General features: G+C 38.0%; 11 protein-coding genes and 2 pseudogenes. All 13 read right to left on the bottom strand.

Features of this window, described 5'->3' with window-relative positions; genetic code table 11:
- Positions 1 to 165: 165 nt before the first annotated feature.
- The 13 genes and pseudogenes from ABE28_RS10490 to ABE28_RS10430 all read right to left on the bottom strand — a co-directional run bounded on the left by ABE28_RS10490 (position 166) and on the right by ABE28_RS10430 (position 18,161).
- Positions 166 to 645, bottom strand: a complete 480-nt coding sequence (locus tag ABE28_RS10490) for a GNAT family N-acetyltransferase (protein ID WP_064465258.1) — start codon at positions 643 to 645, stop codon at positions 166 to 168.
- Positions 646 to 754: 109 nt separating this feature from the next.
- On the bottom strand, positions 755 to 1,348 hold the full coding sequence (locus ABE28_RS10485) for a YdeI/OmpD-associated family protein (protein WP_064465259.1): 594 nt from the start codon (positions 1,346 to 1,348) through the stop codon (positions 755 to 757).
- A 210-nt stretch (positions 1,349 to 1,558) separates the two neighbouring features.
- On the bottom strand, positions 1,559 to 2,350 hold the full coding sequence (locus ABE28_RS10480) for a PhzF family phenazine biosynthesis protein (protein WP_064465260.1): 792 nt from the start codon (positions 2,348 to 2,350) through the stop codon (positions 1,559 to 1,561).
- A 330-nt stretch (positions 2,351 to 2,680) separates the two neighbouring features.
- A pseudogene (locus tag ABE28_RS25955) lies at positions 2,681 to 3,091 on the bottom strand (barstar family protein).
- 1,039 nt (positions 3,092 to 4,130) lie between these two features.
- Positions 4,131 to 4,838, bottom strand: coding sequence for a CPCC family cysteine-rich protein (locus ABE28_RS10465; protein ID WP_064465263.1), 708 nt, complete (start codon positions 4,836 to 4,838; stop codon positions 4,131 to 4,133).
- A gap of 30 nt (positions 4,839 to 4,868) precedes the next feature.
- Positions 4,869 to 5,000, bottom strand: a pseudogene (locus tag ABE28_RS26085) (group II intron reverse transcriptase/maturase); the annotation flags it as partial.
- Between the two features lie 739 nt (positions 5,001 to 5,739).
- Complete coding sequence (locus tag ABE28_RS10460) at positions 5,740 to 6,318, bottom strand: Imm64 family immunity protein (RefSeq protein ID WP_064465264.1); 579 nt, start codon at positions 6,316 to 6,318, stop codon at positions 5,740 to 5,742.
- Between the two features lie 68 nt (positions 6,319 to 6,386).
- On the bottom strand, positions 6,387 to 12,377 hold the full coding sequence (locus tag ABE28_RS10455; RefSeq protein WP_064465265.1) for a DNRLRE domain-containing protein: 5,991 nt from the start codon (positions 12,375 to 12,377) through the stop codon (positions 6,387 to 6,389).
- Between the two features lie 971 nt (positions 12,378 to 13,348).
- The gene (locus ABE28_RS10450; RefSeq protein ID WP_064465266.1) at positions 13,349 to 13,948 is read right to left on the bottom strand and encodes a nitroreductase family protein; all 600 of its coding nucleotides are present in this window, start codon (positions 13,946 to 13,948) and stop codon (positions 13,349 to 13,351) included.
- Between the two features lie 74 nt (positions 13,949 to 14,022).
- Positions 14,023 to 15,000, bottom strand: coding sequence for a ring-cleaving dioxygenase (locus tag ABE28_RS10445; RefSeq protein WP_064465267.1), 978 nt, complete (start codon positions 14,998 to 15,000; stop codon positions 14,023 to 14,025).
- A gap of 264 nt (positions 15,001 to 15,264) precedes the next feature.
- Positions 15,265 to 16,122, bottom strand: coding sequence for an aminoglycoside 6-adenylyltransferase (locus ABE28_RS10440; protein WP_064465343.1), 858 nt, complete (start codon positions 16,120 to 16,122; stop codon positions 15,265 to 15,267).
- Between the two features lie 47 nt (positions 16,123 to 16,169).
- Positions 16,170 to 17,153, bottom strand: coding sequence for an alpha-ketoacid dehydrogenase subunit beta (locus ABE28_RS10435; RefSeq protein WP_064465268.1), 984 nt, complete (start codon positions 17,151 to 17,153; stop codon positions 16,170 to 16,172).
- A gap of 12 nt (positions 17,154 to 17,165) precedes the next feature.
- Positions 17,166 to 18,161, bottom strand: a complete 996-nt coding sequence (locus tag ABE28_RS10430) for a thiamine pyrophosphate-dependent dehydrogenase E1 component subunit alpha (protein ID WP_064465269.1) — start codon at positions 18,159 to 18,161, stop codon at positions 17,166 to 17,168.
- Positions 18,162 to 18,255 lie beyond the last annotated feature (94 nt).

The raw sequence follows: 18,255 nt of genomic DNA, 5'->3' as shown, positions 1-18,255 counted from the left end.
AACATGCTAATAAATAACTAGAAACGTCTGTAATTACACCCATATTCTAACATATTTTTTCTATATCACATTCCTATAAAGGTAATTGAATTTACTAGAACTCCTCGGTTTAGTGTCACAAGAAAAAGGCTGCTTCTGCAACCTTCGGTAACGAAATTCCCTTCTTCATTTAATAATGAAGTTATATATGTATTGCTCTCCGATCCTGCCTATCTTCCTTGTACCGGTATCTTTAAAACCAACTTTTTCATATAACTTCTGGGCAGGAACATTTTTATGGTTTACAGCTAAAATGATTTCATTGCACGCTGGGAATTGTTGAGTGACAAAGCTCTGGATTTTTTTCATCCCTTTATTGGCAAATCCTCTGCCTTGTTTGGAATGATTTATGGAAAGGGCAGTTAATAACATGGCTCTCGGGTTATTTGTATATTCTTTTACCTTATCACTCGAATGTAATACGAAAAAACCCACAGGTTCATTATTATGTAAGATCACTATCGGATGTCGTTCTTTCGTTATTTCCAACATCTTGATTGGTAATGCGGTGAATTTTTCTTGTTCTTTTGGTAATTCAAATGCTCTTAACCACTGCAAGTGTTCTGGTTTATATTTCTGTAAAACTACCTCATCCAATGTATTCATCAAGGCCTCCTATTTTAAAAGTTAAAGAAAAGCGCACGACTCAGCAAAAAGCCAAAAAGTACTCTTTTGTTTGCATGCTGATTTTTCCTTTTTTAAAGATCACTACAGGCTAATCCTTTAATCCTTTTCCATCAAGAATTTGCTGCGTACATTTTTCAACCCTAGAAACTCGGGTTTTAGATTGCTTCGGTTGAGAAAAATGAAGGAAATATGCTCTTTGCCGTCCAGGTGTCAATGCTTCAAAAGCCGTTTTCAAGGCAGGTAGTTCATTGAATTTGTTTTGAAGCTCTTCAGGTATCATGATTTCAGTATTCTTTTTATACTCCACTTCCAAACCAGCTTTTTCAACTTCAATGGCTTCTTGAATATAAGCTTTCAAGATGGGTTCGATTGCAACGATTTCCTGGACATTCGTGAACCGAATCTGGCGTGCCCCTTGAACATTTTCCGTTTGTTGAATGAGAATCCCATGGGTATCCTTTAATAAGGCGCCCTTGTGGAACAGAAGCGCACAATACTCTTTGAATCCGTGAATTAAAACGATGTTTTTTTTCTCAAATGTGTAACAAGGATGCATCCATTTATATTCTTCAGTCAGCTCACAATCAAGAACAATCCTTCTCAAAACCTCATATTCGTCGTGCCACTTTTTAGCTTTACTTAAAAACTCATCAACCTTAGCATTTGTTTTACTGTTTGTCATCAAAGAACACCCTTCTTCATTTTATTCTCATGATCTTTTTGTTCATTCACGTTTGCCAACAGAAAAATCAGACCACTGCCAGGTAATCAAACCTTCATTTTAATAGTACCAGAACTCCGGTCGATTTCCGATTCACAATAGACATGAAGTTGGAGAGCTTTTGCCGTTAGCCAGGCTACGTCGTACAATCTACTTTCAAGGACAAATCACCTAATTATATAGTTCTCCCTTCAGTAAAGTTATACAATCTCCAATCACCTCGACCTTATCTCCTACTATCTTCAGTTTTAATTCACCGCCGCGCTTAGAATCTTGGTATGCCATAAATTCTTTTTTATTTAAACGATAACCCCAAAATGAGGCTAACGCACAGTGTGCAGACCCCGTAACATAATCCTCATCAATTCCTATCTTTGGAGCAAAAACCCTTGATACAAAATCATACCTACCTGAGCCACTACTCGTGATGATTAACCCTGGTCCGTCCAGTTCATTAATTGCTTTCAAATTCGGCTCCGCTTCATGAACCATATCCTGATTTTCCAGTTCTAAAATGAATCGATCTTCCGCCCAAGCAGCACTTTTTATAGGAAGCTGAATGACCCGTTTTAATGTCTCTGTCACCTTTGTTTCAGATGAATTTTTTATATTGAAATTCAGGATTATTTGTTGTCCCGACAACTCGGAGCGAAGAAGTCCTGACTGAGTATGAAAATTAATGGCTGACTTTGACGAAGAAAAACCCTCACTCCACAAAATATGAGCCGCGCCTAATGTACCATGCCCACATAAATCAATCTCACTAACCGGTGTGAACCATCTCAGCTCATAGTTATTTTCACCATTTGGTGTAATAAAAGTGGTAATAGGTTGATTGAGTTCGGCTGCTAATGAGATCATCCACTTTTCAGATCTATTCTCGTTCATGAAAACGATCGCGGCCGGATTCCCCTTGAATTTCTCCTTAGAAAAAGCATTAATGAAATAAAATTGATTGTTCATATACTTTCCCCCATTCTAGATGAGTCAAATACATAGAACCCCGGCAATAATATCCATTATTATACAACAAAACATCAAACTAACATACCCTTATTGCACCTCAGATCAAGCTCCCAGGTAGCCTCTGGAAAGCTAAGCATCTGTAATGATATGTAACAGTCAAAGTCAAAACCCTCCAAAACCGAAGGCTATCGAAATTTCCTCTTCGTTAACACTCAGGGACATAACAATCCGAAAAAAAAGTGTAACATCCATATTTGTCCATGGTTTTTTACACGACTAACCTGTTAATGTACCTTCGTTGAATCAAAGAAAACTTATTACAATTATTTAAAATAAGTTTATTTGTTCATTATGTGTTTTAATTAGTAGGTCACTTATAATCTCTTTGTCGCTATAGATAACGATATGAAATGGAGCTGGTAGAGTTTGAAGCACACCATACTCTCGCCCCATGTTCCATTCTTCTACTGTATCTACTAATATTTTTAAGAATAGTGTTAAATTTTTTTCGTCATTTTTAAATAAAAAATTGAAATCTTTGATAAATACTACATATTGTTCGCAATTTAACCATTCTAAATCATTTATACATTCATTAAAAGCATCTCAATTATCACCAAAATAATCAGGAAACTTCATTTTTATTGCAAATTCTTTAAAAAAGCCTTTTTTATTTTGACATTTACATCCTTCAATTAAAGCTACAAACTTTTTCGAGTTAGTTTCAAAGTCTTTCATTGTAGATTCATATAATTCATTAAAAATATATTGGTCATTACTCAAATGAAAAAATGGTTTTCCCAATTTATTAAAACAGCTTTTTTCCATATTTCACCCCATAAAAAATAATATTAGCAAGTATTAATTCTCAGTCTTAGCGATCATTTCACAATTGGTAACCGGAATTGTGGAAGCATTCAATTTCATGTAAACGGGCAGGTTGTCGTGTTTAGCTACGAAACCATGATTGATCATATTTCCATATGAATTCCCGGTTACATTAGGCATATCAGACCCTTCAATTCCTTTCGTTTTTTCATTTTATCAACCCGCTTATTTGAAATGATTGGAGTTTTAAGAGCAACCGCATTATCTACTCTCCATTTTGCTTACTACTCGGGAAATGTTGTATCATTCGTATATCTTCTTACTCATCAAAACTTCCGCCAAGACTCATTGCACCTATCGAAACATAAAAACCGGATTAGGGACACTTTTTTATGTTGTCCGTTATCCGGGGTACTGTTCAAATGTCTAAGATACTTTTATTATTGATAAGCAGTTATAACGCTGGAATTAAAATGCTTTTATATTCACGGGAATTAACTCGTCATTACTGTTAATAGCATAAATATTACAAAACCTACATAAACCCCCGTTTTCTTTTTACTATCAGGTTCATCTTCCCATTTTCTCGTAAGCAGCCATGGCGAAAGAATATTGTATCGCATTATCAATAGGGTCTTCATCTTGTCCTAAAATTGCATATAAAATTATACAACTGCTTAATAAGACAATAACACTAAATGAAATTTTAAAAAAAATGTGATTCTTAATAAACCGATCACTTGAATTGGTAATCAATAGAACCCCAAATAGTCCCAGAACGCTGTAAAATAAGAATGTATTCATATGAATTTTAACCTCAATTTAATACAATGTAACATATTCTTTGTTCTTCGGTTCCTACGTTCCTATCTCCCTTTTGAAAGACTGGCCATAGCCTTATGGGCCATATTTGGAGTTTTAAGAGCAAGTCTTTTGTTTTCAAATTCCATTATTTTATGTATAAATTTATATTCATTAATGCAGATTGAGACTGTTTCCTTACAAAAGTACTTTCATCTTGTAACCCTTGGTTAATTATTGGAAAAACCAGATGTTTGTTTATCTTTTCGTATTTACTTGCAATATGACCAAGACAAAGTATAGCCGTTCCACGAATATTAGCATCCTGGTGTTCAGTGAAATCAATCATAATAGCCTGAACAAAATCTAGGTCATCAGAATTCTCAATCAACCTCAATAAGCCAGTAATAACTTCTTCTATAACCTCGGAATTTATAAGGTTGATGGATTCTTCATTTTTTTCTATATTTTTACTATATCTTTCATTCTCATCATGAACAATTTCTTTTAAGACCTTCTCGTAAGACGTTTTTTTGCGCCAAAGTGACAAATATTCCAATGAATCCGCTTCACAACTGGCTAATTCAGTAAACGCAAGAATTAATGATTTCTTGGTTTCAAATTCTTTATCGCATTGTCTAAATATACTTCTATTATCTCGATACATAGTGCTATTTTTCTTAAAATTCCTTCTTGCTTCTGCAAGAGAATAATCTGCATTTGGACCACCCCAAACTTCTTCTGAATTGGGATCGTCTTGTCCATCATCCTCCCAGTTACAAAGTTCACAAATATAATTAGCCTCACGCTCGTCTAATGTCGGAAAGCCGCAACAAGGGCATTTTTCACGTTGCACATAAATCCCACCTTAATAAGTCTATTTGTGCCATGCTGTCATAAGGTGCGGTCTCAGGTTTTGGACGGGCATTCCATCTACACCGTGGCTTCCCTTATTTCTCTCTACACGCTTCAGTGCCTGTATTAAGTTTTCCCTCTCTAGTATCTGTTCCATTAACATCGTTGATATCCTTTCTACGTGGACAAATAGTCTATTTGTGCCTTTATCTGCTCTGCCCTTTTGAAGTTCCCCGTGAATACACCACTTCTTCCTTCAAATAAGTTCCGTTAGGAATTGTTTGCTTCTTCGCAGTATAACGAACGCCTAGTATTCATCCTCCTTAATCTGTTCGGTCCTTCCTTATCTTCTCGAGTAGATAAGTACTATGACCTCTGCTGACTTCTGATGATTCAGCTGACCATCACTGGACAGGTTGCCAAGTTTACTTGGCTGTCATCAGATCTCCCTGGGTAAGAGTGCAATCTTTCCCTCCACCTATCTGCTTCATTTGCTTTGTACCACCTTCGGCAGTATAGACTTTGTTTTGTTTTGCAAACTCATCCAATGATACCTAGCCTTATATGAAGTTCGTGTTCCTCAGACCGGAGGTTTGCCGCTTGCTTCCTTCAGATTCCACGTCACCGTGGGCACCCTTGCCTTAAGTTAACCATTACTACTGCCTTCATGGTTCGGGACTCACACCCTATAGATTGCACCCCAGCCGGGCGCACAAAGAAAAGCTCTGTAGAAAATCCCATTCCACAAAGCTTTCTTCAAATCTATTAGTATTTTACAAAACAACAGGAGTAACAGGCGCTTCACTTTATTTACGCTTTGAAAATAAGGTATCTCCTGTCCCATCTGTTTTAACTCGGAAGATGTCTTCATGACCATCTATTTTAAAACTAATTTGGAAATATTATATTTTATTTCTACTTGTAATACCGTCTATTTGCCAGTTATTTTTTATTACATCAAAGCCATTTTTTGCCCTTGGTAAAATTAATATTGAATAGGCTTCCACTATATCCTTATATTGTGAAGGAGAGTACTCAATTTCTGAATCATGATCGCAAAAAGCGTAATTAAATTTTGTTACGCTATAGATATCTTTTACTAAATCAATAATTAGTTCATTAATTAAATCCAGACTATATCGATTTAGAAGTTGCTCCATTTCAAAATCTAATAAATACCCAAAGAAATCATTTTCTTTAACAATGCGAAGCGTCAAAGATAAACCATTCAGACTCCAAAAGTCATTTAGTTGAATTAGTATTTCTCCAAAATATTTTTCTGTTAATAAGGTATAGTCTAGAATAAAATTCTTTCCATTTCGTTCACTCTCTAACCAATTCTCACCGTCTTCATCCATACTTATCTTTATACCAACTATATCGCTCTTTAAATTCAAAAAATATTGTATTATACTTTGTAATTCTTCAGATTTATCAAATGAATTTTCATATACAATACCCAAAGATAAGATATTAGTCATTTTTCACCTACCTACTTCGTTTCATAAAAAAATCTTTAATACTTACAGGACAAGAGTAGCATTGGTAATTATTTTAGTCTATATCCATTTTTCCTATGATAATTTAATTGATCAGAAGAAAACTTCCATCCACTCACAAAATTGCCTTTGGGATCAACTAAGACTCCTTTTTTACCCTTGAGAAAAACATAAACCTTATCACCATGGTATTTTGATTCAATAATTTCGTCAGCATTCTTTATATGCTTTTTTAGAGCATCTTCAAATTTAGCAGCATTTTTTTTGGAATAATTCCCCTTCACACCAAAATCATCTGCATGTTTAAACTTCTTCTGTAACTTTTTGGCTGAAAATTTGGTAGTAGGGATTGTGACTTTTTTATATAAATTTTTCCCCTTTTTCCAAGCCCATTTTCCTCCCTTCCAAACCCACATACCTCCTCTAACGAGGTACGTCCAAAAATGTCCTTCCGGATCTACATATTTAACAGGGTTATTTCCTGCATAATTATATCCATTCTGTGAAATTGAATTATCATCTCCAGAATATGGATCTAATGATAAAAAGCTACCATTCGCTGGATTATAGTAACGAGCTTTAAGATAGTAGTTCTTGCTTTCTGAATCATAATAATACCCTGCATATCGAATCGGATTTTCTTGTGCAAGACTCCCTTTTTCCCCTAATAAATTCCCATAAGAATCATAAATATAAGATCCTACTTCTTTTCCTTCGTTATCACGTATCGTTAAAACATCGCCACGAATATTCGTCCAATAGTGAAACACATGATCCTCCCAGTTACCACTTTCATCTTTTTCACGAATAATCATCCCTAGAGGCGTGTCTTCATCCCATTGGTAATTTCTATATTGTACGATAGTATCTCCCTTACTTATAACTTCGAAGGATAATTGAGTATCATCATAATAATATTCATGAATATTTAAACCTAAATACTTCTTAGTTCGCAATCCGGTTTCGTCATACTCGTAACGGGCTATTTCATTACCCTGTAAATCAGAAATTCTAGTTTGATATCCAAGAACATTATATTCAAATTTGTATTGATCATCTTGTAGTAAGTTTCCATCTTTATCATACAGATATCCTTTTCCATTTTTTGTTTCAATTTGATTAGATGCATTATACTTAAAGGTATCAGTATGTTTACCTCGAATACTTTCTTTACGGTTACCAACATCATCGTAGTTATATTTATTTATGCTTCCATCCGGTAATACCTCTTGAATTAATTGACTATTCTCATCATAAGTAAAACGTGTATCACCATTAGTACTCTTTTCTTTTAAAATATTTCCAGAACCATCATAAGTATAAGAATATTCAAGAAGCGTACCAGTGCCTTTATTATAAAAAACCCCCTCTAGAAGGTTACTTTTATTAAATATATTTGTTTGCTGATAGAGATTTTCATTAACAATAACTTTTTCTTGATTGTTAGTTAAATCATCAACTTTCTCAAAAATCATATATTTTTGAGCGCCAACTCGAACTGTCTGAACATCCTTATTTCCTTCATCTGTATAAGTTAATGATTTCTCAACCTTCCAAGGATTTACTCCTTGAGTATAGTTAAGCATCACACTTAATGGTTGTTCGTTCTCATTATACTTATAATTAATTCTAAAGTTTCCTCGTGTATAAGATTCTAATAAGGAAAGGCTATTATAATCCAAAGATTTTTGTAGAATGTTTTGTTTGGATTTTAAATCTTGAAAAGTTACCTTTGATAATAATCCCCATTCATTATATGTTTGATCCCACTTTAAAACTTCCCCATTAGATGGATTAGAGACTGTCACACTCTCTGCTTGATCCATTTCATCGTATGAATAGGTTAAAATATTTCCAGAAGGAGTTACTTCCCTATCTAAATTACCATTCGAGTTGTAGTGATAGGTATATAACATACCTGGTAAGCTTGCTTTAGTAACCTGATTATTGTCATTATATTCGTAGATTTTATTTCGGCCTAAAGCATCAGTTAGTTTAGTCAACTTCCCACTTTTATCATATTGGTATTTAGTAGTTTTACCTTTCCCATCTATAACAGCGGTTATTATATCAATCATTAATGGGTGGTATTCGTAAGATAATCTTCTTTCACCAGCATCTTTTTTTATTTTCACATTCCCAAATTGATCATAAGAGGTGCTTGAAACCTGACCATTAGCGTCCCTTACTTTAACTGTATCCGTTAAATCGTCATAAATTACTTCCTCAAATGTATTGTTAGGATATATTACTTTTATTTCACGACCAAATAAATCATAATCAAAGGAAGTTATTTCCTCACCAATCTTCCTTTTTGACAAGTTTTCACCTCTATAGGTGTTTATTGTTGAACTTCCTGATGGATCAGTAATTTTGGTAATTCTGTTTTTTTCATCATATTCATATAAGGTCGTACCATTAGAGTCTGTACTGCTTTTTAAATTTCCGTTAGCATCGTAACTAAACGTTCTGGTTGTACCTTTTTCATCGATAGAATGTAACAAATTATATTGATCATCATATTGGAAGCTGGAAGTCGTTTCATCACTATTCTTAATCTCGCTAACGGCATACGTTCCATTTTTCGTATCACGTTTATAAACCGTCTCATTGTCGTCTGTATCTGTCACCGTAAATTCATTTTTTGCCTGATCATAACGGTACGTGGTAGAGACGGATATGGATGCATCTTTTTCTTGTTTGTCGAATACTTTCAATTCGTTTTCATCATAAAGAAATTTCGTTTCATTTCCCTTGCCATCTAGATAAGCTGCTAGTTGGCCGAGAGAATGATAAGTAAGCTTTTCGGTGATACTTTCCGTTGTGCGCGAGTCTTTCGTTACGATAGACGTTAACTGCTTATTCTGATATCCTAGTTCCTTCCAATTACTTCCGTAAGCTACTTTATTGATTAAGCCATCATTGTTATAGGTTAATTGAATACTAGTCCGTATCTTTTCGCCTGTTTGATTGACTTCTGAAATTTCGGATAACTTGTCTTGATTGTAAAAGAAGCGGATCGTATTTTGATTCTTATCCTTGTAAGCAGATAAGCGATATTCTTTCGTTTTACCTGGAGTTGCCTCGAACATCTTGGCAAATCCATCTTTTTCTTTCAAGCTAAATCCTTGTGCACCATTAACTGTTTCCTTTGTTAGTGTTAAATATTTCCCTTTTGGAGAGATATATTTTTTATTGCTAGAATCATAGCTAAATTCATGTTTGGTTCCGTCTTCATCATAATAAAGGACTTTTGCTGGTTCCGTGCTCGTCGCATCCACTTCTACAAGGTTTTCATTTCCGGCAAATGTCCAGCTCTTTCCAAGAGCAGAAGTACGAGTTGAGCGTGTATTATAGTAACGGGTAAAATTAAACCCTAAAGGCCCTCGTGTGAAAAGGGATTGATCGGTGAACGCCAATGCCATATTCCCCGTCGTTACATTGACACTCGCTGTTGCATGTCCGAAGGAGTGATCTTCATAAGTGAAATAATCTTCTAACCCGTTTAAATCTTCTCTAGGATCAACTGATGCGGTTGCTTTATTCGAAGCAGGGCTTAAACCACGATTTCCCGTAATTTTACCTTGCTCTGTTTCTGAAGCATTATCGTCGTCCACAAAATAGGCTTTAACCGTTGCCGAATAATTTGAAGCAGCTCCATAAGTCGGTTCAGTTGTGAAAGAAGTTACGCCTTTTATTTGATGTGTTTTCGTTGTTTTATCATCAGAAATCTTAATCTCGTAATACTTGGCAGAAGGAGTCGCATCCCACTTCACGGTCAAGCTGCTTTTGTTATTGACCATATCCGCTAAGTTACTCGTTAGCTTTGCATTTTTAGGGGCATAGAGTGGGATGTATCCATAGTTCACATCGGATGAAGCCGAGTCTCCTGCTGCTGATATGGCTTTGACTCTGATACTATAGCGGTTTGATCCGTTTCCATAAGTCTGGCTAGGATCCATCGGCAATTCTGTTCCTTTGCCCACGCTTGTCGATTTGTCTAATTCGACTGGATAAAGTTCCTTCAACCCATTTTTCAAATCCGTATCCGTAGGCCAGAGCTTTTTCCCCTTCGTACTGACACTGGTTATTTTTCCTACCGTAAATTCTTTATATTTTGTACCGTTCCATATCATGACTTTATATCCCGTGGCATTCGCCACCGGTTTCCAGGATATATCTAACCAGCCACGTCCTTTATTCACTGAATCCGTTTCCGGGTACGCATATGGTTTTACTGTTGGAAGATCCGGAATTCCCACTTGAATAACGGGAATTGTTTTGAAAATGGCCGTTGAAACGGGACTATTGCCATTAGTAAACTTGGCTACTACACGGAATCCATAGTCTTTTTTTGTAGTCGGCGTTCCGCTTTTTTCACTATAAAATTCACTTGGATTTACGGGCAACTCGATTCCAGTTCCATCTGTCCGGTAAGTGGAACTAGTTGTGTATGGTGATTTAGGAAATATTTTTTTACCCTTGGAGGACCAACTAGTTCCTGTCCCAGAATAAATGGTCTGATAACTCTTTCCATCATACATTTGTAAATCATAAGAATTTGCTCCATAAACAGAAGCCCACTTAACATCGATATAGCCGTCAGCCTTCCCTTCACCATAGGAATAGGAACTGACTGTCGGTTCCTTCATTTTTTCGTAGTGGTAACTTATGACCAGTTTAGCTTTTTTGGCACTTTCTGCTGCCGTGATTTTTTTCCAATGCGTTTTGCCATTTCCATTCGTATGGAACTTAAAGCCATAGTTGGGTCTAGTGCCGTTAACCCAAGCCTGGATAGTATTTTTAACATCAAAATAAGCCCATTGATCTCTAGCAACGGACGTACTCGTTATTTTATTGGAAGATGGTTTATTGTTCCAAGTCAATTGATCTACATACCATTGTGCTTTTACCTCATCTACCCATATATCGGTTTTTTTATCGACATAATAGGAATGCGTCACATAGGCGGCTAATTCAGCAGAATCAATGGTCGCACCCTTTAAATCCCCGATTACACTGAATTTTATGAACGGGTAATTCGTTCCTGTTGTGTTATCATAATATCCTGTTTTTAATACATATTCCCCTTGTGATGGATCCCACTCTTTATTGTAATTGTTATTAGGATAAGCACTCATCACGAATGTGTCTCCCAATGCCTCAATTGAGACAGAAGGATCAATATAAATAGGGAAAACCCGCTTAGGCGAAGCGAGCCATTCTTTACTGGCATGTAAAACTAATTCATACCTATCGTCCGACTTTTTGAGTTCGTAATGGATTTCCGTTGATCGGACACCATCGCCTAACGTCTCGTTATAGTTTGAATCGACCATCACCGGCTTTGGTAAGGTGAAAATCGGTTTCTCTTTCGATTCGTTTTCATAGAATCCTATTGATCCGTCTCTTTCAACTTGACCGTATAAATCCGTTTGAATCGTATAGTGAAATTCATTGATTCCATCATATTCATTCATGATCCAATCTTCTTTTACCTCATTATTTAAGGCAACATGGCGAAGATCGATATTCGGGTATAAAGATTTATGCGTGATTGAATTTTCTTCTATGACTGACCCCGAACTATAAGTTGGTTTCGTCTGTTTCTCTCCATCTGAGGCATGTGTTACCTCAAAGGATAGCTTATGTTCTCCTGACTGATAAATTACAGGTTTATCTTCCCCTAATTTTTCAGGAAACATAGATTCCAAGTTTGTTGTTTCCGTTTCAATGTAGCCTTTATGTTCTTTTTCCACTAACTCTTCTGAAATGGGTTTATACTTCCCGTCCACTTTGTTATGTATATCTTCAGGATAAATCTCTTTAACAAAGTTTCCTTCCCCATCCGTGAAGGTTTTTGCACTTTCGGTTCTTTCTTTTATTACTTCATCCAAATTGTCAGTGGCCACTAGTTCCTTTTCGGCTTGATAGACCTGAGTAACCTCAGGTTTGTCACTGGCCCCTGTATACGCTGGCAAGATGCTGCATAACAAAGTAAAAACCAAGATCGAAGCAATGTACTTTCTGAGTTTAAACAAAATATTCCCTCCTATAACAATCTACTCCAGCAGATTGTACAACAGTTAATATTTCCTAGCAAATCAGCAAAAAAAATGAAAATTTACAAAAAATAACGAAATAAAGATTCTTTATTACCACAACAAAAGAACCATTAACATGTAATCAATAATAACTAATCATAAGTGTTTAAGTTAAAATGCCCGAAATTTCAAAGAAAAGACAATAATATACGTATAAGGCGGCAAGAATTATTAAAAAATATATTTTCAGAACGGTGATTTCCAAAGAACGTTTTCCAATTAAAGGTGTATCTATGTTTGATTCGATGGGAATTACTTGTGGATGCTCGAATTTCTTATACTAGCAATCTCAAAAAAATGAACCGGATACACTAAGTTAGGCAATTTTTCAATATTACTAAATGCGAGCGCCGAACATTCATCCGAGAATTCAAAACAGATGGTACCTCTATATTTAAATGAGAAGCTACCCAAGCAAACTATAAGAGTACGTCCCTCCTCTCTCGATGATCAATCAATAACGCAACTCAGGTTCATATAAAGAAAAGACAATGTAACTCCTGATCAAGTGAAGTTGCACAGGTAATGAAGAGAAACAGGTAGAAATGGAGAATGACAGGCTATAGCAAACCTATGAAGGAACCCCCTTAAACAGATGAGGTTACCCCCAAGGTGATTGATATTTCCCATTCCAGCCTCCAAAACTATGGGCAACGGAGAATCCATCTTCGTCTTCACGCAGAGTGGAATGGAACGGAGGATGAAGACTCCTGCGGGAAATGCGCGTCTACGTGAGACCCAGAAGGCACAAGCGAGGGCACTGAAAAAACCAGCTGAGTCCTATCATCGTTCGTTCCCTTGCAGTGTTAAGTGAAAGTAACCTTCCACTCATAACAACCGCAAAAAAACTGCAGCCAAACTCCCATACAATCGAAGTTTAGCTGCAGTTTGAGAAAGCTCATTCACTTTTACTTGTAAAACTTAATGCGCTCGTCAAGCGGTTTGAATTCTTTTTCACCCGCTGGGGCCGTTGGATGTCCAAAAGGCATTTGGGCAATCAATTTCCAATCGGTTGGGACATCATATTCTTTTTTCACTTCATCATCGATAAGCGGATTATAATGCTGTAGCGTTGCACCTAATCCTTCTCCTTCCAAAGCAGCCCAAACGACCAATTGATGCATGCCTGATGTTTGCTGTGACCAAATCGGGAAATTATCGGCATATAGAGCGAATTGCTCTTGCAGGGATTTTACGATGGATTCATCTTCAAAGAATAAAACCGTTCCATAGCCAGCTTTAAAGGAATCCATTTTTTGCTGGGTGCTTGTGAAATCCCTCTCTCCAACTGCATTTTTCAACTCCTGTGTGGTGATATCCCATAATTTATCATGAGCGGCCCCAGTCAGCACGACAAGGCGGGTAGTTTGGGAATTAAAAGCCGATGGTGTATGTTTAACGGCAAACTCGACAATCTCCTTGATCTTCTCGTCCGATACTTGTATCTCTTTATTGATTCCATAATAAGAACGTCTCTCTTTAATCGTTGTGTAAAAGTCTTTAGCCATCATTCTTTCCTCCTAAGTTTTTTCTATAGTTGATGATATTTCTGCCTGCTTTAGTATGAGCGGAAGCCTGGTCATCATTCTTTTGTGAACGCCTTGGTGCTTCTTACAGTATCGATGGGACGAACCAATTTTTCGATATGCTCCCTTTTCGGTTCTAGGAAAGGAGGCAATGATAGCTTTTCTCCAAGTGTTTCATATGGCTCATCTCCCATGAATCCAGGACCGTCGGTGGCAAACTCGAATAAGATTTGTGGTGCCACTCGTACGTAGAGCGATTCAAAAAAGTGACGGTCAACATGACCGGATGTTTGAAATTGGAAGCTTTCCATCCGTTCAATCCATTCCTCCAATACAGATCGATCCTCAACGCGGAAGGCTGTATGGTGAACCGTTCCGAAACCTTGCCGTGCTTGGGGCAGATTTGAGTCATGTTCGACAATGACTTGTGCTCCATTTCCGCCTTCTCCTACTTCAAAAAGATGAAATGATCCTTCTTGTTCCACTTCTTTGAATAAAAGTACTTTCTCCATCATTTCCTTAAAGTAATCAAAGTTGGCAATACGAATGAATATGGGACCTAATCCGGTAATCGCGTATTCAAGAGGAATCGGCCCTTTTTGCCACGGAATTCCTGCTGCAACTCCTTCATTGTTTTCATCCGAGATCAATTGATAGTGTTGATCATCGAAATCAACGAAGGATAACGTCTTTTTGCCAAATTGAATTTGAATCCCAGTATGTCTCACTTCAAACTTGTCAAAACGCTTCTCCCAATACTGTAATGCGGCATCATTCGGTACGCGGAATGATGTTTTGGAAATTTCATTGGTTCCATGAACCCCCTTTGGAATACCAGGAAAGTCGAAGAAGGTCATATCCGTTCCCGGACCGCCAACATCATCGGCAAAAAACAGGTGATAGGTTTGAATATCATCTTGATTGACCGTTTTCTTGACTAAACGCATCCCTAGTATATAAGTGAAAAACTCATAATTTTTCTCCGCACTGCTTGTGATGGCCGTAACGTGGTGTATTCCTTTTAATCCATTCATCTTCTTTTCCTCCTAATAAAAAATATCTTATGGATTTCAGCTTTTCATCAATTCCCTACATTTTCCCTTCAAGCTGCCCCGACTATTCATCAAGTTACTCAGAAAGTATTGTTTAACAAGCACTATCTCGAATTAATATATCTCAACTTAAAGGTAATTCTATATAAAAAAAACACCTTTGTCAACATCCCTGTTTGGCTACTGGAACTTGAAAAGGTGCATATGCTTTCTTTCTCAGTAATTATGTCTAAGTTGTGAGATCGATTAATCTTTAACCTGCATGACGTGAAGATGTTCCAAGTATGAATAAACTTTTCGACCATACTGGTAAGGATATTCATATTTCAATCGTTCCCCCACATATAATGCCGTTTCATCAAAGAAACGGCACATTGAGAACAGCGCCTGCCATACACTTTCATACCTTCCATCTGCATATGTGGACAGAAGGTGCGCCCAGTTCTCTTCGGATAAAAATTTCTCCAAGTATTTTCCGCATTTACCGATACTAACGGAAAAGTCGGTTTCAATGCCCACCCGCCATTCCAGCATTTGAATGAGCATCTTCCTTACTTGGCCAAGATGTTCTTGAGCAAAAAGGATTTCCTTTCTCCATAATCCTTTAGCTACATATGTCGAAACCCACCAAAACTCATTGCAGCAATCATCATAAAATTCAACAGTAGGTTTTTTCACCCAATAATCCTCATCAGTGGGAGGAGGAAGCACAGGAAGGCAGCCATCTTTATCCATTAAAATGGCCGTTAGCTTATCTTCCCTGATATATCTTTCTTTCTGCTCCAGTGGGACCAATTGTAAATCAATTCGGTTTCCATCCAGGAACAGCATCAAATAAGAAAAACGATCGCCTAAGCTTGGCGGAAACAAAGACATATCCTCCGGGGTCTGCAAGATGATCCTTTCACCAAAACCATCAATCCAGCCCGGATTCTGTCTGTATGACTCCACATCCGTTACGAGATAGACGATATCATAATCTTGCAGCACATCTTTAGGGACATTGGCATTCGTACGTGACCCATTCATACAAACGGCTCGAACGCGATCATCATGTTCAGCGATATGGATGATCAATGATATCATCTCTTCTTCCGTCCGCAACAAGCATGCACCTCCCGTAAAAGAATCTTACCCGTCATAACGGGCAATTAATAAGCTGCCAGATCACGAAGTGCCTTTTCCACTTTTTCTGGATTGACCATGAAGGATTTTTCCAGTGACGGTGAATACGGCATGGCAGGTACGTCCGGGCCCGCCAGTCTCATGATTGGGGCATCCAGATCAAAAAGGCAATTTTCCGCAATAATCGCTGACACTTCACTTATGATGCTTCCTTCTTTATTATCTTCAGTGATTAAAAGCACTTTTCCAGTTTTCGCGGCAGCTTCAATGATCGCTTCTTGGTCCAGAGGGTAGACGGTTCGCAAGTCAAGTATATGAACGGATATTCCATCACTGGCCAGTTTTTCAGCTGCTTGAAGAGCAAAGTGAACACATAGACCGTATGTAATCACGGTTACATCATCACCATCGCGCTTTATATCTGCTTTACCAATCGGTAAAACATAATCATCGTCAGGGACTTCCTCTTTAATTAAACGGTACGCACGTTTATGTTCAAAGAACAGGACGGGGTCATCATCACGGATGGCTGCCTTCAATAATCCCTTCACATCATACGGAGTGGAGGGCATGACGATTTTCAGCCCCGGTTGGTTGGCAAAAATCGCTTCGACGGATTGCGAATGATATAGTGCCCCATGAACCCCTCCGCCGTAAGGGGCCCTGATGACGATAGGACATTGCCAGTCGTTATTTGACCGGTAACGGATTTTTGCCGCTTCGGAAATGATTTGGTTGATTGCGGGCATGATGAAATCGGCAAATTGCATTTCAGCAATGGGCCTCATCCCATACATCGCCGCTCCAATGCCAACTCCTGCGATGGCCGATTCAGCAAGCGGGGTATCAATGACACGCTGTTCCCCGAATTGTTCATACAAACCAGATGTCGCCTTAAACACGCCGCCTTTCCTTCCAACATCCTCTCCAAGTACAAAGACACGGGAATCACGTTCCATTTCTTCACGCATCGCCATTATCACGGCATCTATATATGATATCACTGCCATCTTCTTTCCTCCTTACTCATTAGCATAAACGTATTGTGAGAGCGTATCTTCCGCTGCAAAAGGAGCTTCTTCTGCGTAATCAGTCGCTTCGTTAACAACTTTCATGATTTCATCATTGATTTGTTTTTCCATTTCGTCATCCAAGACCCCAGTGGCCTTTAAATAAGCACCAAATGTAATGATTGAATCTATTTTTTTTGCCTCCGTTACTTCATCGGCTGACCTGTATTGACTATCATCATCATCACTCGAGTGAGGTGTAAGCCTGTAGGAAACCGCCTCGATCAAGCTTGGTCCCTCACCTCGCCTGCCTCTATCGGCCGCTTCCTTCACTGCCAGGTATACCTCGATCGGATCGTTTCCATCGACCGTCACTCCTGGCATGCCATAACCAATGGCGCGGTCTGATACCTTACCGCAAGCCAATTGCCTTTCCATAGGTATGGAAATCGCATACTGATTATTTTCGCACATCAAAATAACCGGAAGCTTGTGTACGCCAGCAAAATTCGCACCTTCATGGAAGTCTCCCTGGTTTGATGAGCCCTCTCCAAATGTGACGAAGGAAACGATATCTTTTCCTTCCATTTTTGCAGCAAGGGCTATTCCCACAGCATGCGGCACTTGAGTCGTCACTGGTGAGGAACCCGTCACGATCCGGTTTTTCTTTTGTCCGAAATGGCCTGGCATTTGCCTGCCTCCTGAATTTGGATCCTCCGCTTTAGCAAAACTGGATAACATTAAGTCCCTCGCTGTCATCCCAAACGCTAAAACGACCCCAAGATCCCGATAATAAGGAAGAACGTAGTCCTTTTCACGATTCAATGCAAAAGCCGCCCCCACTTGAGAGGCTTCCTGCCCCTGACAGGAAACGACAAATGGAATCTTTCCAGAACGGTTCAACAGCCACATCCGTTCATCTATACGTCTTGCCAGCAACATCACTTTAAACATCTCAAGCACTTTCTCATCACTGAGTCCCGCTTGCAGATGACGGTTTTCTACCATTCGTCATCACCTTCCTAAACAATATGTAATATTAAATTTCAAAATAAATATCACCACAAGATATTATCTACTGTTATTACCTGGTACTAATTCT

This window comes from Peribacillus muralis (assembly GCF_001645685.2).
GTDB classification, from domain to species: Bacteria; Bacillota; Bacilli; order Bacillales; family DSM-1321; genus Peribacillus; species Peribacillus muralis_A.
This window is presented reverse-complemented; position numbering and strand designations above follow the sequence as displayed.